The sequence below is a fragment of the Bacillus sp. KICET-1 genome, from assembly GCF_027721405.1.
Lineage (GTDB): Bacteria > Bacillota > Bacilli > Bacillales > Bacillaceae > Bacillus > Bacillus velezensis.
The window spans coordinates 3,604,651-3,630,290 of sequence record NZ_CP113515.1; the positions used below are offsets into that span (position 1 = coordinate 3,604,651).

At 45.8% G+C, this 25,640-nt stretch carries 27 protein-coding genes and 2 riboswitches; of the genes, 9 read left to right on the forward strand and 18 right to left on the reverse strand.

From position 1 onward, the window contains the following. Positions 1-2: 2 nt before the first annotated feature. The 4 genes from OVA33_RS17945 to OVA33_RS17960 all read right to left on the reverse strand — a co-directional run bounded on the left by OVA33_RS17945 (position 3) and on the right by OVA33_RS17960 (position 3,919). Complete coding sequence (locus OVA33_RS17945) at positions 3-632, reverse strand: methylthioribulose 1-phosphate dehydratase (RefSeq protein WP_017417649.1); 630 nt, start codon at positions 630-632, stop codon at positions 3-5. Continuing rightward, entirely contained in the window at positions 590-1,294 is a 705-nt protein-coding gene (mtnX, locus tag OVA33_RS17950; protein WP_017417648.1) for a 2-hydroxy-3-keto-5-methylthiopentenyl-1-phosphate phosphatase, read from the reverse strand. The genes OVA33_RS17945 and mtnX overlap by 43 nt, the downstream gene beginning before the upstream one ends. Then, positions 1,291-2,505, reverse strand: a complete 1,215-nt coding sequence (mtnW, locus tag OVA33_RS17955; RefSeq protein WP_044801329.1) for a 2,3-diketo-5-methylthiopentyl-1-phosphate enolase — start codon at positions 2,503-2,505, stop codon at positions 1,291-1,293. Before mtnW ends, mtnX begins: the two co-directional genes overlap by 4 nt. 81 nt (positions 2,506-2,586) lie before the next feature. Next, positions 2,587-2,686: riboswitch (SAM riboswitch) on the reverse strand. A gap of 36 nt (positions 2,687-2,722) precedes the next feature. Further along, complete coding sequence (locus tag OVA33_RS17960) at positions 2,723-3,919, reverse strand: pyridoxal phosphate-dependent aminotransferase (protein ID WP_014417575.1); 1,197 nt, start codon at positions 3,917-3,919, stop codon at positions 2,723-2,725. 91 nt (positions 3,920-4,010) lie between these two features. Here OVA33_RS17960 and OVA33_RS17965 point away from each other — a divergent pair, with 91 nt between their 5' ends. From OVA33_RS17965 to mtnA, 3 genes are all read left to right on the forward strand, one after another. Next, positions 4,011-4,790, forward strand: coding sequence for a carbon-nitrogen family hydrolase (locus tag OVA33_RS17965; RefSeq protein WP_017417646.1), 780 nt, complete (start codon positions 4,011-4,013; stop codon positions 4,788-4,790). Between the two features lie 92 nt (positions 4,791-4,882). After that, a riboswitch (SAM riboswitch) is annotated at positions 4,883-5,037 on the forward strand. A 109-nt stretch (positions 5,038-5,146) separates the two neighbouring features. Next, a complete protein-coding gene (gene mtnK, locus OVA33_RS17970; RefSeq protein ID WP_017417645.1) occupies positions 5,147-6,331 on the forward strand; it encodes an S-methyl-5-thioribose kinase in 1,185 nt (394 codons plus the stop codon). 6 nt (positions 6,332-6,337) lie between these two features. Continuing rightward, positions 6,338-7,399, forward strand: a complete 1,062-nt coding sequence (gene mtnA / locus OVA33_RS17975) for an S-methyl-5-thioribose-1-phosphate isomerase (protein ID WP_017417644.1) — start codon at positions 6,338-6,340, stop codon at positions 7,397-7,399. Between the two features lie 241 nt (positions 7,400-7,640). Here mtnA and OVA33_RS17985 read toward each other — a convergent pair whose 3' ends face one another. Next, positions 7,641-8,138: a methylated-DNA--[protein]-cysteine S-methyltransferase gene (locus tag OVA33_RS17985; protein ID WP_007610941.1), complete on the reverse strand. Its 498-nt coding sequence runs from the start codon at positions 8,136-8,138 to the stop codon at positions 7,641-7,643. After that, positions 8,135-10,354: a PAS domain-containing sensor histidine kinase gene (locus tag OVA33_RS17990; RefSeq protein WP_014417571.1), complete on the reverse strand. Its 2,220-nt coding sequence runs from the start codon at positions 10,352-10,354 to the stop codon at positions 8,135-8,137. The genes OVA33_RS17985 and OVA33_RS17990 overlap by 4 nt, the downstream gene beginning before the upstream one ends. A gap of 255 nt (positions 10,355-10,609) precedes the next feature. On the opposite strand from OVA33_RS17990, the gene OVA33_RS17995 reads away from it, so the two are divergent. Continuing rightward, positions 10,610-11,632 (forward strand): acyltransferase family protein, encoded by a 1,023-nt coding sequence (locus tag OVA33_RS17995; RefSeq protein WP_017417642.1) that lies wholly within the window; start codon positions 10,610-10,612, stop codon positions 11,630-11,632. Between the two features lie 41 nt (positions 11,633-11,673). On the opposite strand, the gene OVA33_RS18000 is transcribed toward OVA33_RS17995, so the two are convergent. The 4 genes from OVA33_RS18000 to htpX all read right to left on the reverse strand — a co-directional run bounded on the left by OVA33_RS18000 (position 11,674) and on the right by htpX (position 15,019). Next, entirely contained in the window at positions 11,674-11,844 is a 171-nt protein-coding gene (locus tag OVA33_RS18000; RefSeq protein ID WP_014417569.1) for a hypothetical protein, read from the reverse strand. Between the two features lies 1 nt (position 11,845). After that, positions 11,846-12,520, reverse strand: a complete 675-nt coding sequence (locus tag OVA33_RS18005) for a DUF421 domain-containing protein (RefSeq protein ID WP_017417641.1) — start codon at positions 12,518-12,520, stop codon at positions 11,846-11,848. A 94-nt stretch (positions 12,521-12,614) separates the two neighbouring features. Continuing rightward, positions 12,615-13,967: a TrkH family potassium uptake protein gene (locus tag OVA33_RS18010; protein ID WP_007408478.1), complete on the reverse strand. Its 1,353-nt coding sequence runs from the start codon at positions 13,965-13,967 to the stop codon at positions 12,615-12,617. 158 nt (positions 13,968-14,125) lie between these two features. After that, on the reverse strand, positions 14,126-15,019 hold the full coding sequence (htpX, locus tag OVA33_RS18015; protein ID WP_007407207.1) for a protease HtpX: 894 nt from the start codon (positions 15,017-15,019) through the stop codon (positions 14,126-14,128). 148 nt (positions 15,020-15,167) lie between these two features. Between htpX and OVA33_RS18020 the strand changes: the two genes are divergently transcribed. Both OVA33_RS18020 and OVA33_RS18025 read left to right on the forward strand, forming a co-directional pair. After that, positions 15,168-15,869: a DUF1836 domain-containing protein gene (locus OVA33_RS18020; protein WP_012117404.1), complete on the forward strand. Its 702-nt coding sequence runs from the start codon at positions 15,168-15,170 to the stop codon at positions 15,867-15,869. 135 nt (positions 15,870-16,004) lie between these two features. Next, positions 16,005-16,199: an alpha/beta-type small acid-soluble spore protein gene (locus tag OVA33_RS18025; RefSeq protein WP_003154717.1), complete on the forward strand. Its 195-nt coding sequence runs from the start codon at positions 16,005-16,007 to the stop codon at positions 16,197-16,199. A gap of 6 nt (positions 16,200-16,205) precedes the next feature. Here the strand turns inward: OVA33_RS18025 and OVA33_RS18030 are convergent, their stop codons facing one another. The 4 genes from OVA33_RS18030 to OVA33_RS18045 all read right to left on the reverse strand — a co-directional run bounded on the left by OVA33_RS18030 (position 16,206) and on the right by OVA33_RS18045 (position 20,068). After that, positions 16,206-17,375, reverse strand: a complete 1,170-nt coding sequence (locus OVA33_RS18030) for an anti-sigma-I factor RsgI family protein (protein WP_017417640.1) — start codon at positions 17,373-17,375, stop codon at positions 16,206-16,208. Beyond that, complete coding sequence (gene sigI, locus OVA33_RS18035) at positions 17,372-18,127, reverse strand: RNA polymerase sigma factor SigI (RefSeq protein ID WP_003154719.1); 756 nt, start codon at positions 18,125-18,127, stop codon at positions 17,372-17,374. Before sigI ends, OVA33_RS18030 begins: the two co-directional genes overlap by 4 nt. Before the next feature lie 276 nt (positions 18,128-18,403). Further along, positions 18,404-19,186, reverse strand: coding sequence for a TerC family protein (locus OVA33_RS18040; protein WP_025650362.1), 783 nt, complete (start codon positions 19,184-19,186; stop codon positions 18,404-18,406). A gap of 246 nt (positions 19,187-19,432) precedes the next feature. Then, entirely contained in the window at positions 19,433-20,068 is a 636-nt protein-coding gene (locus OVA33_RS18045; RefSeq protein ID WP_390184486.1) for a DedA family protein, read from the reverse strand. 533 nt (positions 20,069-20,601) lie between these two features. Here OVA33_RS18045 and ku point away from each other — a divergent pair. Both ku and OVA33_RS18055 read left to right on the forward strand, forming a co-directional pair. Beyond that, positions 20,602-21,483, forward strand: coding sequence for a non-homologous end joining protein Ku (gene ku, locus OVA33_RS18050; RefSeq protein WP_015239724.1), 882 nt, complete (start codon positions 20,602-20,604; stop codon positions 21,481-21,483). Positions 21,484-21,485: 2 nt separating this feature from the next. After that, complete coding sequence (locus OVA33_RS18055) at positions 21,486-23,321, forward strand: DNA ligase D (protein ID WP_025650359.1); 1,836 nt, start codon at positions 21,486-21,488, stop codon at positions 23,319-23,321. 9 nt (positions 23,322-23,330) lie between these two features. On the opposite strand, the gene OVA33_RS18060 is transcribed toward OVA33_RS18055, so the two are convergent. The 4 genes from OVA33_RS18060 to OVA33_RS18075 form a co-directional block, all read right to left on the reverse strand. Continuing rightward, positions 23,331-23,885, reverse strand: coding sequence for a YkoP family protein (locus tag OVA33_RS18060; protein ID WP_007407215.1), 555 nt, complete (start codon positions 23,883-23,885; stop codon positions 23,331-23,333). Positions 23,886-24,063: 178 nt separating this feature from the next. After that, positions 24,064-24,528: a MarR family winged helix-turn-helix transcriptional regulator gene (locus tag OVA33_RS18065; RefSeq protein WP_007610911.1), complete on the reverse strand. Its 465-nt coding sequence runs from the start codon at positions 24,526-24,528 to the stop codon at positions 24,064-24,066. A gap of 142 nt (positions 24,529-24,670) precedes the next feature. Further along, positions 24,671-24,853 carry a Fur-regulated basic protein FbpA gene (locus OVA33_RS18070; protein ID WP_015388327.1) on the reverse strand — a complete coding sequence of 61 codons (183 nt, stop codon included), beginning with the start codon at positions 24,851-24,853 and terminating at the stop codon, positions 24,671-24,673. An 89-nt stretch (positions 24,854-24,942) separates the two neighbouring features. After that, positions 24,943-25,098, reverse strand: a complete 156-nt coding sequence (locus OVA33_RS18075) for a hypothetical protein (protein WP_003154733.1) — start codon at positions 25,096-25,098, stop codon at positions 24,943-24,945. Between the two features lie 193 nt (positions 25,099-25,291). On the opposite strand from OVA33_RS18075, the gene OVA33_RS18080 reads away from it, so the two are divergent. After that, entirely contained in the window at positions 25,292-25,624 is a 333-nt protein-coding gene (locus tag OVA33_RS18080; protein ID WP_014417562.1) for a MerR family transcriptional regulator, read from the forward strand. Positions 25,625-25,640: the final 16 nt, after the last annotated feature.

A 25,640-nucleotide genomic window follows, 5' to 3' on the forward strand; every position in this document is an offset into this window, starting at 1 on the left:
TTTTATTTTACAAGCTGCGGCCGCAGTGACAGAAGCTTGAGGTGACAGCTGAATAAAAATTCATAGGCTTCCAGCACCCTTTTCGCTTCAAATGCGGTCCGCCCCCATGCCGTAATGCCGTGATTGCGGATTAACACCGCGCCTGAGCCGGCGTCCGCATGGTGCGCGAAGCTTTCGGCCAATGCCGGGATGTGCGCCGGGTTGTCAATGATCGGAACGGTCACGGACGCGTTTTCCTCCCATAATCCGAGCGCCTTAATCATCTCCTGCCCCTGAAAAGTGATTTGTTTTTCATCCCCGTAAAGTTCTGAGATGACATTATTATTGACGGTATGGACATGCAGACAGCAGCCTGCGTCTGTCTTTTGGTATAAGTAAGTATGGAGAAGCGTTTCCGCTGAGGGTTTTAAAGAATGGCCGGTCTCAGCGGGCTTCCCGTTCTCATCGATCAAGAGAAAATCTTCGTCTGTTTCTTTTCGTTTGTCTTTTCCGCTCGCCGTAACGAGAAAAGTCAGCGGCCCGTCAGATACTTTGATGGAAAGATTCCCGCTCGTTGCCGGGAACCAGTCTCTTTCGGCCAGCTCGCGTTTTACCTCGGCAAGTTCGCGCCAGCGTTCTTCTTTTGCAGCCATGCCTGCACCTCCCCGATGTTTTCAATGCCTGTTTTCACCTCATGAAAATCTTGAAAAGGCAGATGCCGGAGGCCGAGTTCTTTGCATTCAGTCAAAAGATAATCTCTCGCAAAACACATATCGGATAACTTTGCAGCCTCGACATCCGTGACCGAATCACCGATCATAACGAGAAATTTCTGCTGATCGGATAGCTTCCGGATGACTGACGGTTTGCAGCAGCCGCATTGATTGGTACAGTCTCCGTCACAGGCGTGCGGCCAGTCTATATGAATATATTCATTGTCAAAGGATGCATGATTGCAGAAAATCCGCTCCTTTTCTACGATCCCTTCCAAAAGCGGATGCACAAAAAAGTCCATTCCCCCGCTTACGATATAAAACGGGAGATCGTTTGAGCGGACAAACGAGACAACATCCAAAAAGCCGTCCCGTATTTTCGCATCCTTCAGGATAAAGCCGGTCAGTTCTTCTTTTAAGCTGCTCGGCAGCAGTCCGAACATCCGGCCGACTCCTTCTTGGATTGATATGCTTTTTGACAGAACACCGTCTTTTAATTCAAGCCACTCAGGAGGCGCGAATTCTTTCATCATGCTGACAATGTTGTCGTTCATGGTGACCGTTCCGTCGAAATCACAAATAATCAGCGGTGTGCGGGTCATACGGCTTCCACCCTTCCCCATTTGTCTAATGCGAGCTGAAGATCTTTGCACGACGCGGCTTTTTCTTCAATCGGCTGCGCTTCAAGCACCGCATCAATGACGGCGCGGAACGCTTTTCCGCCGCCCTCGGCTCCTTTCGGGTGGCCGTGAATGCCTCCGCCGGCATTGATGATGTGATCGATGCCGAAATCGCGCATCAATAATGGCACCATACCGGGGTGAATGCCTGCTGACGGGACGGCAAACGACGGATGAAAGACATCGTCTTTTACACATTCATCATGGATTGCAAGCGCGGACTCCTTCGGAAGAGCAACGGATCCGTAAGGTGACGGAAATAAGCTGAAATCAGCGCCGCAATAGCGGTTCAGCTTGCCGAGCAAAAGCGCATGCGACAAGCCGTAAACGGGAGATGATGTGAACGCGCCGCTGACTGCCGGATGCGCCATGATCGGAAGCGGGATTTCCCTGTCTTCAGCAAGGCTCTGCATCACATCTAAACCGTAAGCGAACACATTCAATAAAAGCGCGTCCGCCCCGAGTTCTGCCGCGCGCCTCGCTTTATCCCGCAATTCAGCGGTCCTTCCCGTAAGGTTTACGGCATACAGCGTTTTATGCCCCGTCTCCTCCCGGGTTTCCTTCAGGACTTGTTTTCCTTCGATAATGCGGGTTTCAAACGGAGCCAGTTCATTTTCAAAGAAAATTTCGTCATCTTTAATAAGATCCACGCCGCCGAGCGCCTGCTGTCTGAGCTGTTCTTTAATGTCGGCGAGATCCCGTCCGATCACGCCTTTAAATATGCTCATCAGAAGCGGTCTTTCAAATTCGCCCAGCAGTTTGCGGATGCCGTATATACCGAATTTCGGCCCGGGAAGGGAGCGTTTAAACCCTTCGGAAAATTCAAGATCAGTCAATTTTATTTTTCCGTCCAGTGACAGCTTTCCGAATACCGTCGTCAGGACGGCCGGAATATCTCTTGAAAAGTTCGCCTCGGGATAGGCGATGGTGATGACGGATTGTGTTTCGTTTTCTGAGGTTCCTTCTTTCTCCTCAACTTTTACGACCCGCCCTTTATGTTTTCTGAGCTGTTCCTGCTTCACCAGGGGCAGGTCAGTCCAGGAGCCTACCGTCAGCCCCGCCGCAATCTGTTCCGCCCGCTTTTCACTGTCCGTTGTGTCTGTCAGAAGATATGTTGCCAATACTTCGCTCATGCGTGAACGCCTCTCTTTCTTTCGCAAAACATAAAAAAACCTCTTCCGTATGAGCAGAAAGAGGCTTCGTGTTATGTCCGAATCTTATCTCTCAGCTCCTGCTGCAAGAATTAGCACCGTGCTTTATCAGTCGGTTGCCGGGCTTCATCGGGCTCGTCCCTCTGCCTGCTCTTGATAAGAATAATGATTTTATAAAGTATTTTGAATTATCGCATTGTTATCCTGATATGTCAATGCTTTTTCGGGTGAAAAGATTCAGTTTCCCGATCCGTTCCGCAGCTTCTTTAAGTCTTTCTTCACTTGTCAGAAGACCGACTCTTATATAGCCTTCCCCCCATTTTCCGAACCCGTTTCCGGCAGCGACCGCGACATCCGCTTTCTCGAGCAGCAGGTCTGAAAACGACTGTGACGTATAACCGTCAGGCACAGGGAGCCATGCAAAAAAGGAGCCCGCCGGAGCCGTCACATCCCAGCCGATATCGCGGCAGGCTTCAATCCATGCATTGCGTCTCGATTCATATCTGTCATTTTGCGCTGCGACGCATGCCTGATCCGCTAAAAGAGCGGCTGCCGCCGCCTGCTGCGCCGCGGGAAACAAACTGACAAACATATGATCCTGATAAAGGTTGATCGCTTCGATGACAGAAGCGTTTCCGACGGCAAATCCGACCCGCCAACCCGCCATATTATAGGTTTTGGACAAGGTATAGATTTCGATTCCCGTCTCTTTTGCGCCTTCGGTCTGCAAAAAGCTCAGCGGTTTATGCCCGTCAAAGCCGACGGCTCCGTACGCGAAATCATGAACGACACAAATGCCGTTTTGCTCCGCAAAACCGACCGTCTCCTCGAAAAACGCCTCTGTCGCCACAGCGCCGGTCGGATTATTCGGATAATTGAGATACAGCAGCTTCGCCTCGCTCCGCACCTTTTCAGGAATTACGCTGTAATCAGGGAGAAACCCTCTTTCTTCCGTCAGCGGCATCATTTCCATTTTCGCTTTTGCAAGGGCGACGCCCGACCAGTAATCAGGATATCCGGGATCAGGCACCAGAATGGTATCTCCAGGGTTTAAAAGACATTGCGGAAGCTCAACAAGTCCCGCCTTGCCTCCGAACAGCACGGCGACTTCCGTTTCCGGATCAAGCGTGACCCCGTACTCCCTTTCATAAAATGCAGCGGCTGCTTTTTTGAAGCTGTAAGCGCCCCGGAATGATGAGTATTTATGATTTTCCGGCCTTTCGACGGCGCGCTTCATTTCTTCAACAATATGCTGAGGCGTCGGCTGATCAGGGTTTCCCTGCCCTAAATTGATGACGTCTCTGCCTTCTTTCAGCTTTTGATTCACTTTTTGCACCAATGATGCGAAAAATTGTTCCGGCAGCTGTTTGAGTACATCTGAGATTTCAAAGTTCATATTTTCACCTTCTAAAAATGTCTTGAAATGATAGTCCATCATCATATATGGTTAAATAAAAAAAGTAAAGAGAAACTTGAGGTGTTAAAAAATGAAATGGACCGTTTCCTGTTTGCAATTTGATATTTCATACGGAAATCCTTCAGAAAACTTTAAAAAAGCAGAATCTTTGATTGAGCAAGAAAGCCGCCATGCGGATGTAATCGTGCTTCCTGAGTTGTGGACGACCGGCTATGATCTCACACGGCTAGATCAGCTGGCGGATGAAAACGGCAAAGTTTCGGAACAATGGCTTAAAGAAACGGCAAAAACATACAACGTACACCTCGTTGCCGGATCTTTTGCGGTCAAAGAAGGCGAAAATGTCTATAACACCATGTACATCGCCGATAACAGCGGACAGATCGTGAAGCGGTATCAGAAAGCACATCTGTTTCAGCTGATGGATGAACACCTTTACTTGTCAGCAGGAAATAGTGACGGTTCCTTTGAGCTTGACGGTGTCAAGTGCGCCGGGCTGATCTGCTATGATATCCGTTTCCCCGAATGGATCAGAAAGCATACGTCCCAGGGCGCGAATGTCCTGTTTATCTCTGCTGAATGGCCTCTGCCCCGCCTTGATCATTGGCGAAGCCTGCTTATCGCCAGAGCAATTGAAAACCAATGTTTTGTCGCAGCCTCTAACTGCACGGGGTCCAATCCCGATAATGAATTTGCCGGCCACAGCCTGATTATTGACCCGTGGGGCCGGATTTTAGCCGAAGGAGACCGGACGGAAGGCGCAGTCCGGACGGAAATCGATGTGTCAGAAAGCGCGGCCGTCCGCGGAACCATTCCGGTTTTCCAAGACTTGCGGCGTGATTTATATTAATTTTCAAAAAAACGTTGACAAGAATATCCGGCACCTGCTAATATTTTCATCAACTGATTAATCCGAATTGTGATACAAATCAATATATTTTTCTCTTATCGAGAGTTGGGCGAGGGATTGGCCTTTTGACCCCAACAGCAACCGACCGTAATTCCATTGTGAAATGGGGCGCGTACATTTTGCGCCGAGACGATTGTCTCATAAGGCACGGTGCTAATTCCATCAGATGTTATCTGAGAGATAAGAGGCGGACTGCACTGTTTCAGCCTCCTTCTCTTTCAGAGAAGGGGGCTTTTTTTCGGGCGTATTCTCCGTCACGATCTCTTACTGCCACTACATAATTGGAGGGTAAATCCATGTCAGCAACTAAAACAAGTCTTTATGAACAATTAACAGAAAGCTCCGCCGCCGCGTTAGCCGTCAAGCTCGGCTTATTCCAAAGCAAAAGCACTCTGACATGCCGTGAAATCGGCGACGGCAATTTAAATTACGTCTTTCATGTTTACGATAAAGAAAACAAAAAAGGACTGATTATTAAACAGGCAATCCCTTACGCGAAAGTCGTCGGTGAAAGCTGGCCGCTTACCATTGACCGGGCGAGAATCGAAAGCAGCGCCCTCATCCGCCAGGGCGAACACGTGCCGCACCTCGTTCCGGCCGTTTACTATTCCGATACTGAAATGGCCGTCACGGTAATGGAAGACCTCTCCCGTTTGCGGATTTCAAGAAAAGGGCTGCTGGAAGGGCAGCATTATCCGAACTTATCGGTTCATATCGGTGAATTTTTAGGGAAAACGCTTTTTTACTCATCCGATTACGCGCTTGATGCGAAAGTAAAGCAGCAGCTCGCAAAGCAGTTTACAAATCCTGAGCTTTGCAATATTACAGAAAGGCTTGTGTTTACAGAACCGTTTCTCGACCATGAGACAAACGATTTTGAAGAGGAGCTGCGCCCATACGCAGAAAAAGTTTGGAACAATTCCCGGCTGAAAGAAGGCGCTGACGAATTGAAAGCCATCTTTCTGAATTCCGCGGAAACATTGGTTCACGGCGATCTGCACACGGGAAGCATCTTCGCAGATGAACATGAAACAAAGGTGATTGATCCCGAGTTTGCTTTCTTCGGACCGATCGGGTTTGACATCGGCCAATTTATCGCCAATCTGCTGTTAAACGCCCTCAGCCGCGACGGTGACGACAGACAGCCGTTATATGACCACACCGCTGCCGTATGGGATACATTTGTGAAAACATTCAGTGAAGCATGGGAGAAAGACTGCTTGCCTTCCCGCAGACACCTGCTGGAAGACACACTGAAAAACGCGTTTGAGGAAGCGGTCGGTTTTGCGGGATGCGAATTGATCCGGCGCACGATCGGACTCGCCCATGTGGCTGACTTAGATGAAATCACTCCGTTTGACAAACGAATCGAACGGAAGAAGCTGGCGCTTGACATCGGCGCCTATTATATCGAAAACAGAAAAAAACTGAAGCATATCACCGAGGTTCTGGACCAATTTAAGCTCCGTGTAAAGGAATGATGCAGCATGACCAATGAATTTGCCATCCCCCGTTCTGTGGAATGGAAAGAAACCTACATCCGCATTTTAAATCAGCAAAAGCTTCCCGACGTCACTGAATATGCGGAACTTGAAACAAAGGAAGATGTATTCGACGCGATTGTCACGCTGAAAGTAAGGGGCGCCCCGGCCATCGGTATAACCGCAGCGTTCGGACTCGCACTCTCCGCCAAGTCATTTGAAGCCCGCGACCTTTCAGATTTCCGACGTCAATTCGCGGATGTCAAAGCGTATTTAAACAGTTCGAGGCCCACTGCCGTCAACCTTGCGTGGGCGCTTGACAGACTTACGGATTCGATCAGGGATGCGATCTCAATCAATGAAGCGAAGACAACGCTCGTTCATGAAGCCATTCAAATTCAGATTGAGGATGAAGAAACATGCCGAATGATCGGCCAAAATGCTCTGCACCTTTTTAATAAAGGCGATCAGATCATGACCATCTGCAATGCGGGCTCGATTGCCACAAGCCGGTACGGTACGGCGCTTGCCCCCTTTTACTTAGCGAAACAAAAAGACCTCGGCCTTCATATCTACGCATGTGAAACAAGACCCGTTCTTCAAGGATCACGGCTGACGGCGTGGGAGCTGATGCAGGGCGGAATTGATGTCACGCTCATTACGGACAGCATGGCCGCCCATACAATGAAGGAAAAACATATTTCTGCGGTCATTGTCGGCGCTGACAGAATTGCAAAAAACGGTGATACGGCCAACAAAATCGGAACGTACGGCCTCGCTATTTTGGCAAACGCCTTTCAAATTCCGTTTTTTGTGGCCGCACCGCTTTCGACATTTGACTTGCAGATTGAAAACGGCGATCAGATTCCGATTGAAGAAAGAGATCCGGATGAAGTCAGACAGATCTCCGGCATACGCACCGCTCCCGAGGATGTTCCGGTCTTCAATCCGGCCTTTGACATCACACCGGGCAGCCTGATTTCTGGCATAATAACCGAGAAAGGAATTGTGACCGGTTCTTACACGGAAGAAATTGAACAATTATTCGCTGACTGCCAGCTGAGCTGAAAAACCGCTGATGATATTGCCTCAGGCAATGTCAGCGGTTTTTTTGTCTGCACAATGTAATCACTTCATCTTTTTGGGCGGCTGTAATGAGATGCATTTTAAAAAACAGCTCTGCATAACCGGCTATCTTTTGCGGACGGCTCATTTTCATCAGGCTTCGTCCTCCTTTTTCATCAGGGCAACTTTTTTCACTTAATAAAATGATATGTCGGACGCGAAAAAACGGAACGTGCCATACGCTTTATTTTTCTTTATAGGATATTTGTTCGATGTTCAGCAGCACCGCTTTTACATCCGTCTTCGTGCCCGCGTATCCCGTTAAGGCGCTGTTTTTGCCGATTACCCGATGGCACGGGATCAAAATCGGCAGCCGGTTTCGTTTATTGGCTTGTCCGATGGCGCGCACCGCTTTCGGTTTTCCGATCGCTTCAGCCATATCGCCGTAGCTTCGGGATTCCCCGTAAGGAATCATCGTCAGCGCGTTCCACACCCTTTCCTGAAAGGGTGTGCCTTTTTGTCTCAGAGGCAGAGAGAATTGCTTTCTTTCTCCTGAAAAATATGATGCCAGCTGCTGTTTCGCCTCCGACAGCAAAGCGGTTTCGCACGGCTTTACGCCGGGCGCGTCTTTCCGCCATTCCTCAAAATCTTCCCCGGTGAGAAACAGGCCGGTAATAAAGCTCTCTTCCTCTGTTACGATGACGGTTCCAAACGGCGCTCTTACACTTGTAAAACAGATCATTCCCCGCTCCTTCTTTCTTCCGTATTCTGCCGGATCGGAAGCGTCAAATGAAAAACGGTGCCCTTCCCTTCTTCACTTTCCACATGAATGCGGCCCTGATGCTCTTCGATGATTTTATAACTGACCATGAGGCCGAGGCCCGTTCCCCTGTCTTTTGTCGTGTAAAATGGTTCACCCAGACGTTTTAATTTGTCTTCGGAAATGCCTGTTCCTTCATCTTGAATAGAAATCAAAATGTGGTCTTGATCAGAAGACTGAATGGTCACGTAGATATTGCCGCCGCCCGGCATGACTTCAATGGCGTTTTTTAAAATATTGATAAACACCTGTTTTAATTGATTCGGTTCACAGTAAATCGGCGGGATGTTTCCGGTCAGGTTCAGATGGATCTGCACATTGACAAGATTGGCCTGGGCATTCAAAAGATCAGCCGTGTCTTTCATAATCTGCGTCACGTCTTTTTCTTCATATAATATCGCCTGGGGTTTCGCTAAAATTAAAAATTCAGTGATGATAGACTCGATGCGTTTTAATTCTGAGGTAATGACGTTAAAGTACAGAGAATATTCGCCTTCAATGCTTCCTTGAAGAAGCTGAATGAACCCTTTCAGCGCCGTCATCGGGTTTCTGATTTCGTGGGCGATGCCCGCCGCCAGCTCCCCTACAACATGAAGAGTATCGGATTTCCGCAGCCTCTCTTCAAGCTCTTTGGCCTCTGTGACATCTTTAAAGATGGCCAGATTCATATTTTGAATGATATTTCTTTTGAAGGAGAATTCCAGTTTGCGGCTGTCGCTGCTGCTTAACAGGAAGGGGATTTCATTATCCATTCCTTCTAAATCAATCTTTCTGGCGGGAACACCCGCGTTTTCAATATCAAATAAAGAAAGAATATCCGGAACGGTGTACGCTCTCAGCTCCTCATCCGGCATACCAAGTATACGGCTTGCGAGAGGATTCGCGTCAATAATGCGGAATTGGTTGTCAAATAAGACCTTGCCGTCCATTGAGCCGTTGAATACTTTTCTGAATTTCAGCTCGCTTTCCCGCAATTCTTTTTCCATCCGCTTACGATCGCTGACATTTCTTAAAATGGTTAAATGCTGACCTTCAAGTATGGTTCGTTTTGATGTGAATTCCAGCTCTTTAAATTGGCCGTTTGCCATCTGAAACAGCATTTCTTCACGGATTTCCCCGTATTTTTCATATTTCTTCTTAATCTGCTTGTATTTTTTCTGCGGATCAACGATAAACGTACATAAATTCGTCTCCACCAGCTTATCCATCGGCAGTTCGAAAATGCGGCACGCCGATTCGTTTGCTTTGGCAATCTTTCCGTCATCAGACCAAATGACAATCGCGTCCATGGCGTTTTCAAAAATTTCGCGGAATCGCTCTTCGCTTTTAAAGAGTTTCAATTCCATCAGCCGTTTCTCTGTTATGTCTCTCATAATGGACATGTAGAACCCGCTGATTAAGTTGGACGTAATCGTAAATTCAAACAGCTTCTCTTCGCCGGACCGAAGCTTGACGGGCAGTTCTCCTTTGGCGTTTCCTTTTCTGCGGAGGGTTTCCCAGATTTCTTTCAGATGCTTTTTGTTTTCTCCGTCGGTAAAATGGCGGAGCGACAGATGGGACAATTCATTCTGGCCGATCTCAAAGCTTTTGCAAAAAGAGAGGTTCGCATCAATAAACCCGCCGTCCTTATCAAACAGCACGATGCCGTCGACAGCCCTGTCAAACAAATCTTTAAACAGCTGCTCGTTCATGGAGAATTCGCGCTCTAATATTTTTTTAGAGGAGATATCCCTCATCACCACAAAAAAATAATCCTCCCCAATTCCGTCTCTGGCGAGGAATTCAATGTATTTCGTCGCGCCGCTGTCAAGCTTAATCGGCACCTCTTTCCACAGATGGCCTTTTTTTAAAAACTTTTTCACGGCCTTATTCAGTTCTTCCTGAGGCACGGAATATAAAAAATCCAGGACGGAGCGGTTAATGAGGTTCTCTGCCTCAATCTGCATCATCCGGGCCGCAGCCTCGTTCGCCTGGACGATTTTCATTTCCTTACGGCATATAAAAATGGCATCAAGCGTGTTATTCATAATCACGTGATACCGGTTCAAATCACTCTTCAGGCGGTCATTTTCCTCTTTCATCCGCTTCAGCTGCTCTTTCAGCGACTCGTTTGTTTGCAAATCCAGAGTTTCAGCCATTCAGTACACTCCTTCTTCAAAAACCTATCCTTCAATATTTCTACAAAATACCTCATCTTCCTTCATTCGCCCTATACATTTCAGAAAATTTCAATGATATGACAAGTTAAAGTCTTTTTCTACGATCCTTACCTCCCCGTTACATCATCCTAACAATCCCTTTTGTCCTCCTTCAATTTTTTGTTTTTTATTTTAAAATGAACACCAACAGGAAATAATCATGCAGTGGATGATTTTTGAAGAGAAGGTGATGCTATGACAAAATCGCGAGACAGTTACTTTGACAACGCCAAGTTTATCTTGATTTTTCTGGTGGTGTTCGGCCATATCCTCCGGTCATTTATTAACGGAAATGAGTTTATGCTCCATCTCTACAAATTCATTTATACTTTTCATATGCCGGCCTTTATCCTGGTTTCCGGCTATTTCGCAAAAAACTTTAAGCGGACAGGTTATGTGAAGAAGCTGGCTGTGAAGCTGATTATTCCGTACCTGATTTTCCAGGGCATTTACTCAGTTTTTTACTATTTGATTCAGGATGAAAGCATGGCAAGCGTCAATCCGATTGATCCGCAGTGGTCTCTCTGGTTTTTAGTCAGCTTATTCTTTTGGAATCTGCTGCTTTATCCCTTTACGAAGCTGCCGAAAATGTGGGCGCTTGGGGCGAGCTGCGGGCTTGCCGTCATGATCGGGTATCTTGATTTTATCAGCAGCACGCTGAGTCTTTCACGGACGTTTGTTTTTCTTCCGATGTTTCTCGTCGGGTTTTATTTAAAGAAACAGCACTTTGATTTGCTTCGGGCTAAAAGAGGCAGGCAGATTGCCGCGGGCGTGCTGGGGATTGTTTTCCTGTTATGCTGGTGCATTGACTTTGATTACTCGTGGCTGTTCGGATCGGAGCCTTATTCCACATTCGGCACAGTGTCGCTGTTGAGCGGTCTGTCACGCATCGGCTGGTATGTTTTGGCCTTTGCCGCCACTTTCAGCTTTTTGGCGCTCGTTCCGCAAAAGCGTTATTTCTTTACGAAATGGGGTACGAGAACGTTTTACGTGTATCTGCTGCATGGATTCATTATAAAAACGCTGCGGCAGATCGGGCTTGAAGATCACTTGTCTGATTATCAGAATTTAGTCATGCTCTTAATGTTAACGGCCGCTCTTACGTCCATTCTCTCCAGCAATGCGGTGAAAACGGCCGCACAGCCGTTTATTGAGCTGCGGATAACCGGCTTGCTTGAAGCGGTGAAAGGAACAAGAAACGGTGCTTATTCGAAATAATGCAAAATACCTCTTAAGCGTTGCCGCCTAAGAGGTATTTTTTATTTTTTGCCGTCTTCTTTTTTCTTTGGCTTCGTCTGTTCAAGCGTTTCAATCCATTTTCCGGCGTTATAATCACCGAGCTCGCTTGCAAACTCTTCTTCAAGCAATTTAGGGTCCATCGGCTTTTTATGGTTTTGCATGTCTTTGCTGTGGCGGTTTTTTTTCGTCATGTTACTCGCCTCCTTGTTTGCCGTGTTTTGATTTGCGGTTTGCGCCTCTCAGTCCGGGATCACCGTCATATTGTGTTTTGTATGCATCTTTGTCCATGCTCTCAGTCGGTGTGTTGTTGTTGGTTAAAGCTTCATTCTTTGCTGCTTTGCGTTTCATTTGATTTCCTCCTTCTGTCAGCAAATCTATTTTGAATTCATCAAGCATTTTTTTCAAGTCGCGCACTGTCACGTTTTTGGCCTCATCAATGAGTTCATAGCCGATCTGTCCGTTCGGCTCAAGCAGCACATATTTAAAATCTTGAATGTCTCCGAGGCCTTCCTGCCTGATCCTCATTGACAGCTGATCTTCGGTAAAACGCATTTTTTTTAAGTTTTCCGGGATGATTTTTCCGTTTCTGACAACGGCGACGGTTTTTCCTGAAAATAAAAACTCAAAAAAGCTTGATTTGATTTCTAAATATTCCATCAGGATTAACACCGCAATAAAAATCGCCGCCGCGAAAATAGTTTCCCATAAATTATGTTCAATAAACGGCTGAATAATAATCGAGCCGATCGAAATCATGATGACTGTCTGGGTCACCGACAGCTGGCTGATTGATTTCCGTCCGGCAATCCGCAATAAAAAGGTACCGACCGCTATCATAACTACCGACTTCCAAAATACGGCAAACAATGACGTCACCTCTTTACAAGTAGAATCTCCAAAGAAACTGTTTCCACTCATCCATTTTACGGCAATAAAAAACACCGCTTTCTGAAAAACGGTGTCAGCCGATAATCATTCTTTCCTTCGGATAGTGATAATTTGCTTCGATTTCTTTTCGGCCGATCAAATAAAGGAACGTCAAAATGCCGATCCGGCCGATAAACATGACAATCATGATCACGCATTTTCCGATGTCGCTTAAATGCGGAGTAATCCCGAGCGACAGGCCGGTCGTTCCGAAAGCGGAACACACTTCAAAAAGCAGTCCGAGCAGCGTCTGATTTTTCTCCGTCACGGCCAGAATCAGCGTCGATCCGAACACGAGCAGAATCGCCATCATCGTAACGACAAGCGACTTCATGACATCAGCCTGGTGAAGCTCGCGTTTAAAGACCTTGACCGCTTTATTCCCCCGGGCAAAATGAAACAGAGCAAGAAGGTTAAGCGCAAACGTCGTCGTACGGATTCCGCCGCCGACCGAGCTCGGTGATGCACCGATAAACATGAGGGCACAGATGAAAAATAATGTCGGCGCCGACAGCTGGCTGATATCAATTGTCGCAAGCCCGCCGCTTCGCGTAGCAGTTGATTGAAAGAGACATAAAAATAAAACATCATGCCAGCTTTTCCCCTTCATAACATGGCTTGCTTCAAGCGCGTAAATGCCCACGGCTCCGAACAAAACGAGCATTCCGAACGTAACGGTCGTAATTTTCGTAAACAGCGTGAATGAGTATCTGCGCTGTTTTGAAAACAAAAAGTCCTTTACTTCAACGAGCACCGGAAAACCGATCGCACCGAAAATAATCAGAAGCATCGTAATAAACTGCACGAAATAGTCATGTCTGAACGGGACGAGTGAATTACCCGTAATATCAAAACCGCCGTTTGTCGTGGCGCTGACGCTCGCAAAGAATCCGTGCAAATACGCCTGTTCAAACGAATCATAATACGTTAAAAAATATGTTCCTAAGATGATGCCGCCTAAAAACTCGATTAATAAAATCAAAAACAGCACTTGCTTCATCAGGTTGACGATACCGGAAAACTGCGATTGATTCTGATCCACCATGATGAGCTTCCGTTCCCGCAGACCGATCCGTTTGCCCATAATGAGCCAGACGAATGTTCCGAGCGTCATGATGCCGATTCCGCCGAATTGAAGCACGAAAGCCAAAATGACAATCCCGGCCGTGCTGAATGTATCAGCCGTGTTGACGACCGTTAAACCGGTGACACTGACTGAGCTGACAGCCGTAAACAGCGCGTCTATAAACGACCAGCTGGCCCCTTGTTTGTGGGCGGCCGGCAGACTTAGCAAAATAAATGCCACCGTCACAGCAAGAAAATAATATAATGCAATCAGCTGTGCTGGCGACAAGATCTGTATGAATTTCTTCAGTTTTAATTTCATAAGATAGTTCCTTCTGCCTCTCAAATGTAGTACGTAATTATTCTAATGATATTGGGAGAATTTTTAAAGGTCTTTTTAGAAAGATTTTTCATTACCTTATGTAGTTTGCCGATCTTTAAACAAAAAACCTCTGAAACGATTGTCAGAGGTTTTGTTGATTATTTTGCTTCCAGCCTGCGAATGCGCTCATCGAGATCAGGGTGTGTGGAGAACAATGACGAATGCTTTTTGCCGTTAATTTTTAACGTCTGCACTGCCGTCTGGTCTTCTTCATTCACATGTCCTGTATAAGACTTCAGCGTACGCAGGGCGTGAATCATTTTATCCTTGCCGGCAAGGTCTGCACCGCCGCGGTCAGCGTGAAACTCTCTGTGGCGCGAGTAGGCGAAGACGACAAGACTGCCGAGAATGGAAAAGATAATCTGAAACACGATCATCGCGATAAAATGAACGACCGGTGCGAGGTCTTCTTTGACAAAGCGGCTTGCAACCCATGCCGCGATTCGGGAAAGGAATACGACGAACGTATTGACGATTCCCTGCAGCAGCGTCATCGTGACCATATCACCGTTTGTGATGTGTGCGACTTCATGGGCAAGAACCCCTTCCACCGCAGCATCATCCATCTGCTGCAATAAACCTGAAGAAACCGCGACAAGCGAACGGCGCTTAGAAGGCCCGGTCGCAAAAGCATTGACCTCCGGGGAATGATAAATGCCGACTTCAGGCATTTTCGTCATCCCTGCGGCACGTGACAATCTGTGCACACGGTCAACCAATTGCTGCTCTTCATAGCTGAGCGACTGTTTCTTCGGATTTAACACCCGGACGCCCATCATCGTTTTGGCCATCCATCTGGACATTCCGAGAGAAATAAAAGAACCGACAAAACCGACGACAAGACTGAACACGAGCAATGCCATCAGATCAATGCGGCCATTTTGTATATACGAGCCGACACCGGTAACGCTTGTAATAATCGTAAGCACAATTCCGATTGTCGTAATGACCAAAAGGTTCGTTAAAATAAACAGAAATATTCTTTTCGCCATAATTACCTCCGTCTTTTTTAAGATCAAAAGAACTTATTTACTTAAATTATAAATGATCTGTTTGAAAATGCAACAATTTCGACGTATGATGTTAATGTAATTCTCAGTGATATTAAAAAGTGAACACGTAATCAATCAGAGGTGAACCATGAACACGTTTAAACTGACCCGAACTGATATGGTCCGGCTTCTTTACGCGTTAAAAGGCCAAGGAGACGCAACTCCTCTCCAAATCTTATTGCAATCAGCGGATATGACCTTGGATGAAGCGGAAAGCCGTCTGCATATCCCTGAATTTCTGACGAGATTCGAACGAAAAAAAGAGAAAAAGGAATACGGGCTTTCAACTAACGAGATTGTCGAGCTGGGAAATCTGTGCGAGCTGACGTCTTTAAAATCAACCGCCGTCCAAAACTGGGTGAAGCGCGATATTAAAGATTTAATCGGCCACCCCTTACTCGGCAAAAAATATACAATTGAACAAGCTGTCATCCTTCTCATTGTACGTGATTTAAAATCAATTTATGACTTCGAACATATACGCGGCATATTAAAAATTGCTTTTAACACGATCACAGACAGATCAGACGACGTCATCAGCCCGATCAGCTACTATGAAAGCTGCGCCCAAGTGATTGATTATCTTCATCATAAGGCAAACCCGCCGATGAAGGAAACGAGCCTGCAGGAGCTCGTCGAAGAGCAGACGGACAAGCTCAAAGGCTGCTTTAAAGAACTCGGAAGCGGACAATGGAACAATATCAGATCCATAATCGCCGTCACGGTGCTCTCCGTTTTGACTTTCCATATTCAAGCCTCAGCCTACAAAATGATCAGCCATTTATTATAATTCATAACGCTTCTTCGCCCCGGTGTCTGCGCCGGGGTTTTTTTGCTGTACAACAATTGCCAGCATAATCAATACCGTTCCGTTTGAAACTAAAATGCGAAAACACATCTTGCCAGAGAAAAGGAGATGAAAAAGATGGCGAGCAGAAATAAACTCTTAGTTCCAGGGGCTGAGCAGGCACTTGACCAATTTAAATACGAAGTGGCTCAAGAATTCGGCGTGAACCTTAGCTCTGATACAGCAGCACGCGCAAACGGCTCTGTAGGCGGGGAAATGACAAAACGTCTTGTACAGCAGGCTCAATCACAATTAAACGGGAAAAATCAATAATGCAGCTTATTCGCCGGGACTTCTCGGCGAATTTTGATATTTATCGGCATTCTCCTTTCCGTGCCGGTAGCCGTTCGGATTCCTTCGGTCTGACGAATCTTCATGATGCCGATAGGATTCCCAATGTTCATTGCGATCATGATTCCAGTAATGATTGTAATACTTTTGCTTAGGCTCTTTGTCATTTCCGTTTTCCTGAGGATTTTGTGTTGGGGGCTGCTCTGTTTCCCCATCTTGTTCCTTCTGTGTGTTTTCCTCTGATCCGGAAGCTGCATTTTTTTCGGTTTGCTGATTGCCGTCCTGACTGTCCGGCTTCGCTTCTTCCGTACCGGGCGTTGTTTCATTATTTCCCGGCTTCTCTGCTGCCTTTTCTTCATCAGGAGCTGTCTTTTCATCAGCCGCCGGCTTATCTGTGTCCGGCTGCTCGCTTTGATCAGCGTCTGTTTCGGTATCTTTTTGATCTGTTTCATTGCCGTCGGTTTGCTTTTCAGGCTGTTTTTCTTCTGTTTTCTTTTCGTTTCTTCTTATGTAGCTGCCTGTTGACACCCCTTCCTGTTTTGCTTTTTCTCTTGTTTCCATATCAGATTCAAGCGATTGGACCTGGTAGGTGCCCTTATATTTTTCAGTCATGTCGGCCAGCTGTTTTTTAACGCCTTTTTTATATGTATTGTCATCTGTATTTTCATAAACCGTGGAAATTAAAATCTCTTTTGATTCCTTTACATATCCATGCTTGCTGCAATCGGTAATAATATTACTGATGACTTCCTTAAAATCGCTGCTTTTCCAATCTCCGATGTCACTGATGACCTGTTTGGCGTCATGGTTCAGCGGTGTCAGTTCAATGACTTCATATTTGCTGTTTAAAGCCATTTCAATACTGGGATTAATGTCAAGCGTCATATACGCGTAAGCTTTGTTATCCGAAAAAACCGGGAGCAAAATTAAAATAAACAAAATAATAGCAGTCATCGTAAACACTCCCAATTTAAAAGGGCGCAGTTTCAGAAAATCAAAAAAGCTGGCCCTTCTTCCCATACGCGTTTCGCCTTCGAACGTAATTTCCTCTCCGATTTCACAAGTGCGGTGATCATTTTTTGTTTTTAAAAATTGTCCGTCAGGGGTTAGCAACGTGACGAATTTTTTATTTTTCTCTACTATGATCCCTCTTCTCATGAGTGCAACACCCCTTTAAGATAATCTTTTAAATAAATATAATCACCGGTAATAATAATACTCATGGCGATGATATATTTTCGGTTCCGTTCGATCGTTTTTCTACTGACCGACACGAGCTGCTCCAGCTGTTTGACAGGAAGCTGTTTTTTCTGGTGCAAAATGGACGCCAGCTCTTCATTTTCAACAAGCGTGTAGGCTACCTTAATCGCATTCTGCCTCGCATCTGTATGCTTCGGCGATTGTTCCAGCAGCTCTTTAAAAGACAGCCCGTATTCTTTGAGCTGCTTCTGAAAAAAAAGAATTTCTTCCCGGCGCTGTTCCTGCTCTATCTGTTTGCGGTATTCATCAATGGAAAGCTCCGCTTCGATAAGGCTCTGCGAAGATTCCTGGTCGTCGCCTTCCTGCACATCCATATTGATATGCTGAGCGGTTCTTGCTTCTTTTCTGATATAGTCTATCACTTTTCTTTTTATAATCAGCTCTGCAAATGCAAGCAGCGAATTACCTTTTTCAGCCGAATACTTTTCAATGGCTTCGTTAAACGCGATCAGCCCGATGCTGAATTCGTCGTCTTTTTCATCTATATATCGTTTACAAACGGATGAAACCGTCTTCGCGATAAAAGGCTTATATTGCTGTATTAAATCGTTCTGCAGATCTTTGTCGCCTTTTTGTATTTTTTCAACAGATGTTTCAAGCGTTTGCTTCTTTTTTCCCAATTTAAACAAAAGGCTAAGCACTGGTTTCACCTCAGTTCCTCCCTATAACTACTCATAATCATAGCTAATTTAGTAGGGATTCGCAAAGGAAGAAAAAGAGAAATCGATTTCATTTGTCTCAATTATGACAAGCCAATAAGACGTACTATACATGATTTCGTGCCCCCATGCAGAATTAAGGGGGTTTTCTCTGTGTTTTTTGTAACAATGCTGTTATAAAATTGTTATCATATGTCTTAAATGTAAGCGTTTCAAACAAAAAAGGGAACCTGCTTTTTAAAAAGCCAGACTCCCTTTTTGATCATTTTACGCGTGTTCTCTTTTTTCCGATTCCGCGCCAGACTCTATTTGTTTTGCTCCTGACATAAACCATCCGCAAACCGCGATGGCAGCCAGAACCGCCCAGAAAATGATTTTCCAGGCCGCCGAATGGATGACATCTGCCGGAATTATACCGAGTTCCTCATGGGCCAATGTATAAAGAGCGAGCTTTACGCCTACCCATCCGACAATCACAAATGCCGCCGTTTCAAGGCCCGGCCTGGTTTTCAGTAAGGATACGAACATTGATGCCGCAAAACGCATAATGATTAAACCGATTACGCCGCCGGCTAAAATAACGAGAAACTGACCGCCGTCCAAGCCGCCGATGGCAGGAAGCTCTGTTCCCGGGAGTGTTACGGCAAGCGCGACCGCAGCTAAAATGGAGTCAACGGCAAAAGCGATGTCCGCGAGCTCCACTTTCAAGACAGTCTGCCAAAACCCGCTTTCTTTCTGCATTTTCTCACCGGCGTTATCTTTAAATACATACCGCTTCAGCAAATGGCTGACCGCAATGTAAAACAGATATAAAGCGCCGACGGCCTGGACCTGCCAAACATTCACCAGAAAAGAAATGGCGAACAGCGACCCGAAACGCAAAATAAATGCGCCCGCCAATCCGTAAAATAAAGCCTTCTTCCTTTGTTTTTCAGGAAGATGCTTCACCATCACAGCCATCACCAGCGCGTTATCCGCCGCCAAAATCCCTTCCAGCCCGATTAAAACGAGAAGAACCCATCCATACTCCAATAATAATGCAAAGTCCAATCCATTCCCTCCGTTTCTTTTTTCTATCATCCGAGCTTATACCGGCGGTTTTTTTACGCAAAAAAGACCTTTGCCGATATAAGGCAAAGGTCTTGCTAGACATGAATGATTGGCATGCCAACAAAGCCGATGGATATGATCCATGAATTGACGACTTTGTTTCCGGAATATCCGGACGCTACTCCCCTTTGGGATTTCAAGAAATATTTGTTTATACGCTCATGATAAAGCCTGTTTCATCATTTGTCAACGCTTAACTTTTTTAACAAATTGAGAAATTTTTTCTGTTTTGGCCCGCTGTTTTCTTCTCTTTAAAAACATCCAAAGAATGAGAAGCAACACAATGAATATACCGAGCGGCAGCATATATTGATCGAGAATGGAACCGACGCTTTTCCAATTTTCCCCGAGTTTCATTCCGAGGTATACGTAAGCAAATGTAATCGGCAGCATCGCCGCATATGTATATAGAGAGAACACCCAGACATTCATCTTCGCAATGCCGCACGGCAAAGAAATCAGCGTCATGACCCCCGGTATAAAACGGCCGCTGAACGCGACCAAACCTCCGTGCTTCTGAAAGAAATCATCTGATTTCTGCAGGGATTCGGGTTTTATCCATATATACTTTCCATATTTCAGCAAAAACGGCCGACCGCCCAGCCTGCCGATTCCATATAAGACAAGCGGGCCTGAAACACCGCCGAGCGAACCGGCAAACACGGTCCCGGCAAGTGTCATATCCCCTTTTGAGACCCAATAGCCCGCAAGCGGAAGAACAATTTCCGCCGGGATGAATTCTATACTGAGCGCCAAAAAAATTCCGGCATAAGATAAGCTTTTAAACGCCTCTATTATTGATATGATGAAATCTTCGATGATCTATCACTCCCGGCTTACGTCTATATTCCGAAACTTAAGAATGATTTTAACACAAAACCTTGAGGCTGAAATATCTTTTAGACATGCCCTTTATAAATGTGAGTCGTTTCAGATCGGTATAGCGGGAGGGAATGACATGCGCAATACAACGTCCCGCCTGTCTCCTGATTGCTTGTCTGGCGGCGTTTACATCACTTAAGATCTCCCGAAAAGTAAGCGGCGGCTGACCGCGGATTCAGTTCATATGGGAGCGGGAAATTTTCTCAGTCACCACATGGGAATGCGTGGGCATTTCCCGGGGAATGATTTTGTATAATCTTTTTGATTACCGCTGATGATTTTCAGGGACTTCAGCGCTTTAAAGAACTTACCGATTCACTGATTGTAAATAAAGAATTCATTTCCTTTTCAGCCGACCATTTCCGCCTGAGGAAATGGAACAGCCGCTCCATGAAGCGCCGCAACACCCATAAGTTGCTACACATGGAACGGACCCGTTTATCCACAATAAAGACAAAAAGGAGTTTTTATTCATGCACACGATGTGGAAGGGTTCGATCAGTTTCGGCCTCGTCAATATCCCGGTCAAGCTCTTTGCGGCCACTGAAGATAAAGATATAAAATTCCGCAGTCTTCATAAAGAAGACCATGCGCCGATTAAATACGAGAAAATCTGCACCGGATGTGAAAAAAGTCTGGAACCTGATGAAATCGTGAAAGGCTATGAGTATGTAAAAGGGAAATACGTCATTATGACAGACGAAGACTTGAAAGACGTAAAACAGGAACATGAAGAAAAAGCGGTTGAGATTGTTGACTTTGTCCAGCTGCAGGAAATTGATCCGATTTATTTTAACCGGTCATATTATGTCGGGCCGGGAGATAACGGCACAAAAGCCTATACACTTCTGCGAGAAGCGCTGAGGACGACGGGTAAAATCGGGATTGCCTCCATTACGATCCGCTCTAAACAGCAGCTTGCGATTCTTCGCGTGTATGACAACTGCATCGTGATGGAATCCATTCATTATCCGGATGAAGTCAGAAATGCCGGACATGTGCCGGGCGTTCCCGAGCAGACAGCCGTTAATGAAAAAGAGCTGCAGACGGCGATTACGTTAATTAATGAGCTGACAACCGAGTTTGACCCGGAACAATACGAAGACACATACCGGAAAGCCCTTCTCGCTAAAATTAACGATAAGCTCGAACATGAAGAAGCGGGCGTGACACCGGCTGCTGCCGGCCCGCGCGAAGATGTCATCGATCTTGTCAGCGCGCTTCAGGCAAGCATTGACCGGACGAAGCGGCCGGATCGCGAACAGGCTGCACCGGCGCGGCCAAAAGACGCCGCGTCAGCAGGCGGCGGAGGCAAAAAGCAGAAGACGACCAGACAAAAAGCCGGAACGTCTTAATCATGGTGCTGACGATGCAGCCGATTTTGACCTCTGTACCGCCTGAAGGCAGTGAGTGGCGCTATGAGGTAAAGTATGACGGGTTCCGCTGTCTTCTCCGCATAGACGAAAGCGGCGTTACATTAACCAGCAGAAACGGACAGACGCTGACGAATCAATTTCCGGAAATCACAGCTTTTGCGGCTCGGTGTTTTCAGCACATGAAAGACAGGTTCCCCATTACGCTTGACGGAGAGCTTGTCTATTTAATCAATCCGTACAGAGCGGACTTTGAGCATCTTCAAATCCGCGGACGTTTAAAACGGACGGAAGCAATTGAAAGCACCGCTGATAGACGGCCGTGCCGCTTTCTGGCATTTGATCTCCTCGTTCTGGAAGGCGCGGGCACCGTTTCATTACCGTATGTGAAACGGAAACGCGCCCTTTCCAAACTGCTTAAAGAAGCAAATCTTCCAGCCTGCCCTCATCACTTAGCGGAAGAAGCGATTCAATACATTCCGGAACACACTGACTTTGATGCGCTTTGGGACAAGGTCGTCCGCCATGACGGAGAAGGTATCGTAGCAAAAAGAGCATCAAGCGGCTGGGCGGAAAATAAACGCTCTCCCGACTGGCAAAAGTATAAACATATGAAAACGGCACATGTGCTATTAACCGGGTTTAATCCGAAGAACGGGTATGTAACAGCCTCTGTTTTAAAAGACGGCACCGCCATCCCGATCGCTTCCGTTTCCCACGGCATGCAGGCGGAAGAAAAAAACGCCGTCAGAACCATTATGGAGACCCACGGAAAAAAACAAAAAAGCGGCGAGTATACACTTGAGCCTTCTATCTGCATGACCGTGCAGTATTTAACCATATTGCAGGACACGCTGCGTGAAGTATCTTTTGTGTCTTTTCAGTTTGAAATGGATTGGACGGAATGCACGTATCAGCAGCTTATCCTCCGCTCTAAAACGCTGCCGCCGAAGCTGCAGTTCACAAGCCTGGATAAGATCGTTTTTAAAAAACGTGAAAAAACGAAAGCAGATTTCCTTAGTTATATGGTGAAAATGAGCGATTTTCTTATGCCCTTTCTTAAAGATCGGGCCGTCACGGTGATCCGTTATCCGCACGGCGCGCCTGGCGAATCTTTTTTTCAAAAAAACAAACCGGACTACACGCCGGACTTTGTCTCAAGCGTGTTTGACGGGAGCCACGAGCACATCGTATGCAGCAGCATACCGTCACTTCTATGGCTGGCTAATCAGCTGGCGCTTGAATTTCACGTTCCGTTTCAGAAAGTTCATTCTGAAAGGCCCGCAGAAATCGTCATTGACCTTGATCCTCCGTCAAGGAATGATTTTCCCATGGCAGTGGAGGCTGCGCATGTGCTGAAACAGCTGTTTGACTCATTCAGCATTACGTCATTCCCGAAGCTCTCCGGAAATAAAGGCATTCAGCTCTATATCCCGCTTTCACCGGAAGCATTCACCTATGAAGAAACCCGTGCGTTCACAATGCTCATCGCCGATTATTGCGTCAGGACGCGCCCGGATCTTTTTACGACAGAGCGGTTTATCAAAAACCGAAACGGCAGGCTCTACCTAGATTACTTGCAGCATGCCGAAGGGAAAACCATTATCGCCCCCTATTCGACCCGGGGCAACGAATTGGGAACGGTTGCGGCTCCCCTTTATTGGAGCGAAGTCAACTCCTCTTTAACACCTGATGATTATACGATCGATACAGTAGTGAACCGCGTCAGGACAGAGGGAGATCCGTTTTATGATTTTTACCGGAATCCGCAGGACGGCCCGCTTTCAATCGTGCTTGAGCAAATCAAGAGAAAGAGCTGACGCTTTTTGTCAGCTCTTTTCAGTCTGATACGTGCACATCAATTTTTCTTTGGAAATAAATAAATAGCAGGAGTAAGGAATGTTTTTGAGGGTGAGCTGTTTTGCAGTAAAGTATAAAATCGGAATATGGGCCGCTTTCTTAAACAGCCTGTAGCAGCCGCTGGACGGTTTTATCACATCAAAACCGAGTCTCGCCGCTCCTTTATGAAGCATTGTAATGCCGACGACTCCCTTAATCTCGTCTTTCCGTTTATGCTGGTTAATATAATCCGCTAAATGAGGCATGGATTGATATACCTTCTGATATAGCATAATCCCCCTTCTGACCGCGCTTTCAATAGGCTGCAGCTCTTTCAGGAGTTTGACATTATGAAGATGAATCTTAACTAACACGTCGTTTTTTTTAATTCTGGTTCCGTCGCTCAGGATGACTTCTTTTCCTTTATATCTTGTCAAACGGACGCGGAATACATTCGATTGCCGTTTATCAATCAGCGTCAGCCGGGTAAAGAAGAAATAAAGCGGATCAAGTAAGTACCATATAGACAGCAGACAGCTTCTCACATGTTCACCTTCTTTATATTCAAAGCACCCTCATATTTTGGCATGGGGCATGTCACATTATGATTGGTAAATAATGATGCCGACCTGTATCAGCTTATGCAAAAACCGCTTCAGGCTCTACTGTCCGGAACAGAAAAAAACACTCTTCCTGAAGAAGAGTGTTTGTATCCGCTTTCTTTTAACGGAAAAGCAAATGCTGGCTGTGAATTCCCGCTTTTTTCAGTAAGGCTATCAGCTGTTCCTGTTCCTCAGGCATAAGTCCTGAAAACGCTCTCGCAATTCTCAATGAATGAATCGGATAAATTTTATCCAAATACTCGTTTCCTTTATCAGTTAAATGGGCGTAAACAGACCGTTTGTCCTTCGGGTCTTGTTCTCTGACCAAAAACCCGTTTCTTTCAAGCTTGTCGATGACATAGGTGACATTCCCGCTGACAAGCAAAAGACGCGACCCGATTTGCTGAAGCTTTTGCGGTCCTCTCGTATAGAGCAGCTCCAAAACGGCAAATTCAGTCGGATTAAAACCGTGTTCTTTACTGTCGCGGATGCTGTGTTCAGACACACTCTTGAAAGCCCTTGCAAAAACTTTGTACAAATTCATCGAACGCATCACTTCTTCTTCGTTAAATGATAATCTCATCATATCTACCCCGTATTTAAGATTTTTATAAAAAAATAATGTAAACCCTTACAATTCATAAGAGTCGTTCTTTGTTTTATATTCTATTCGTGCCGTTTTTCAGAATTCCTTCTTTTTTATATAAAAAAATACCCTTATACATCATTTAATTTGTATAAGGGTTCCGTTCTTTATAGGGAATGTTCCGAAAAAAATACGCGTATTCCTTTCTCAGCTCCGTAATTGTCATGGAATTGAGTATTTCTTTCGTATAGACTCCGATCTGAAGAAGCTTTTTGGAATAATGGTTTCTCTCTTTGTCCAATGCATTTTGAAGCAAATGACTCATGGCGGCCTCCTTTGTTTTCCGTTATTCTATGATCAGAATAACGCTTTTATATCAAAGACGTATAAAGCCATTGTAAAACTTCTGTAGGATTATGATGTTTTTCGGTAAAGTCCGTTCTGGACGGCTCTGAGCAGCGGAAAAGCATGTTCCCCGGCAAGCTGCATGAACGCCTCCAGCATTTCATCGCGTTTCATATCTAATTCAATGATTTCTTTTGCCAGCGAAACCGCTTTTTCTTTCTCCATTCCTATCCTTCCTCCTCATTGTGTCTGTACAGTAAGCATAAAACGGGGCAAAGGACCATGCATTAACCTTGTCAATTTTTCTGCCGCTTTTTTTCTAAAATTTTCTATTCCGCGTCAGAAAACCTGACAAGCGTCAGGTTTTTTCTCTTTTTTTCTTATATAATATGAGTAAAAGACATCCAGGGGTGGAAAAATGACGGCAGACGAACAATCTTACAAAGATAAAAAAGTAATCTCGATCGGCATTGTAAGCGAATTAACCGGATTGTCAGTCAGACAGATCAGATACTATGAAGAACGGAAATTAATCTACCCGCAGCGATCATCACGGGGAACGAGAAAGTATTCCTTCGCGGACGTTGAGCGGCTGATGGATATTGCCAACAAGCGGGAAGACGGCGTGCAGACGGCTGAGATTTTAAAAGACATGCGAAAAAAAGAACAGGCTCTCAAAAACGACCCGCAGCTCCGCAAAAAAATGCTGGAAGGACAGCTTAATGCTCATTTTAAGTATAAAAACCGCTGATAAAAAAAGTCCGCCT

What these genes read in the sequence shown, in the direction of transcription:
- OVA33_RS17945 (WP_017417649.1), bottom strand. Translation starts at nt 632, where the DNA reads ATGGCTGCAAAAGAAGAACGCTGGCGCGAACTTGCCGAGGTAAAACGC.
- mtnX (WP_017417648.1), bottom strand. Translation starts at nt 1,294, where the DNA reads ATGACCCGCACACCGCTGATTATTTGTGATTTCGACGGAACGGTCACC.
- mtnW (WP_044801329.1), bottom strand. Translation starts at nt 2,505, where the DNA reads ATGAGCGAAGTATTGGCAACATATCTTCTGACAGACACAACGGACAGT.
- OVA33_RS17960 (WP_014417575.1), bottom strand. Translation starts at nt 3,919, where the DNA reads ATGAACTTTGAAATCTCAGATGTACTCAAACAGCTGCCGGAACAATTT.
- OVA33_RS17965 (WP_017417646.1), top strand. Translation starts at nt 4,011, where the DNA reads ATGAAATGGACCGTTTCCTGTTTGCAATTTGATATTTCATACGGAAAT.
- mtnK (WP_017417645.1), top strand. Translation starts at nt 5,147, where the DNA reads ATGTCAGCAACTAAAACAAGTCTTTATGAACAATTAACAGAAAGCTCC.
- mtnA (WP_017417644.1), top strand. Translation starts at nt 6,338, where the DNA reads ATGACCAATGAATTTGCCATCCCCCGTTCTGTGGAATGGAAAGAAACC.
- OVA33_RS17985 (WP_007610941.1), bottom strand. Translation starts at nt 8,138, where the DNA reads ATGATCTGTTTTACAAGTGTAAGAGCGCCGTTTGGAACCGTCATCGTA.
- OVA33_RS17990 (WP_014417571.1), bottom strand. Translation starts at nt 10,354, where the DNA reads ATGGCTGAAACTCTGGATTTGCAAACAAACGAGTCGCTGAAAGAGCAG.
- OVA33_RS17995 (WP_017417642.1), top strand. Translation starts at nt 10,610, where the DNA reads ATGACAAAATCGCGAGACAGTTACTTTGACAACGCCAAGTTTATCTTG.
- OVA33_RS18000 (WP_014417569.1), bottom strand. Translation starts at nt 11,844, where the DNA reads ATGACGAAAAAAAACCGCCACAGCAAAGACATGCAAAACCATAAAAAG.
- OVA33_RS18010 (WP_007408478.1), bottom strand. Translation starts at nt 13,967, where the DNA reads ATGAAATTAAAACTGAAGAAATTCATACAGATCTTGTCGCCAGCACAG.
- htpX (WP_007407207.1), bottom strand. Translation starts at nt 15,019, where the DNA reads ATGGCGAAAAGAATATTTCTGTTTATTTTAACGAACCTTTTGGTCATT.
- OVA33_RS18020 (WP_012117404.1), top strand. Translation starts at nt 15,168, where the DNA reads ATGAACACGTTTAAACTGACCCGAACTGATATGGTCCGGCTTCTTTAC.
- OVA33_RS18025 (WP_003154717.1), top strand. Translation starts at nt 16,005, where the DNA reads ATGGCGAGCAGAAATAAACTCTTAGTTCCAGGGGCTGAGCAGGCACTT.
- OVA33_RS18030 (WP_017417640.1), bottom strand. Translation starts at nt 17,375, where the DNA reads ATGAGAAGAGGGATCATAGTAGAGAAAAATAAAAAATTCGTCACGTTG.
- ku (WP_015239724.1), top strand. Translation starts at nt 20,602, where the DNA reads ATGCACACGATGTGGAAGGGTTCGATCAGTTTCGGCCTCGTCAATATC.
- OVA33_RS18055 (WP_025650359.1), top strand. Translation starts at nt 21,486, where the DNA reads ATGGTGCTGACGATGCAGCCGATTTTGACCTCTGTACCGCCTGAAGGC.
- OVA33_RS18065 (WP_007610911.1), bottom strand. Translation starts at nt 24,528, where the DNA reads ATGATGAGATTATCATTTAACGAAGAAGAAGTGATGCGTTCGATGAAT.
- OVA33_RS18070 (WP_015388327.1), bottom strand. Translation starts at nt 24,853, where the DNA reads ATGAGTCATTTGCTTCAAAATGCATTGGACAAAGAGAGAAACCATTAT.
- OVA33_RS18075 (WP_003154733.1), bottom strand. Translation starts at nt 25,098, where the DNA reads ATGGAGAAAGAAAAAGCGGTTTCGCTGGCAAAAGAAATCATTGAATTA.
- OVA33_RS18080 (WP_014417562.1), top strand. Translation starts at nt 25,292, where the DNA reads ATGACGGCAGACGAACAATCTTACAAAGATAAAAAAGTAATCTCGATC.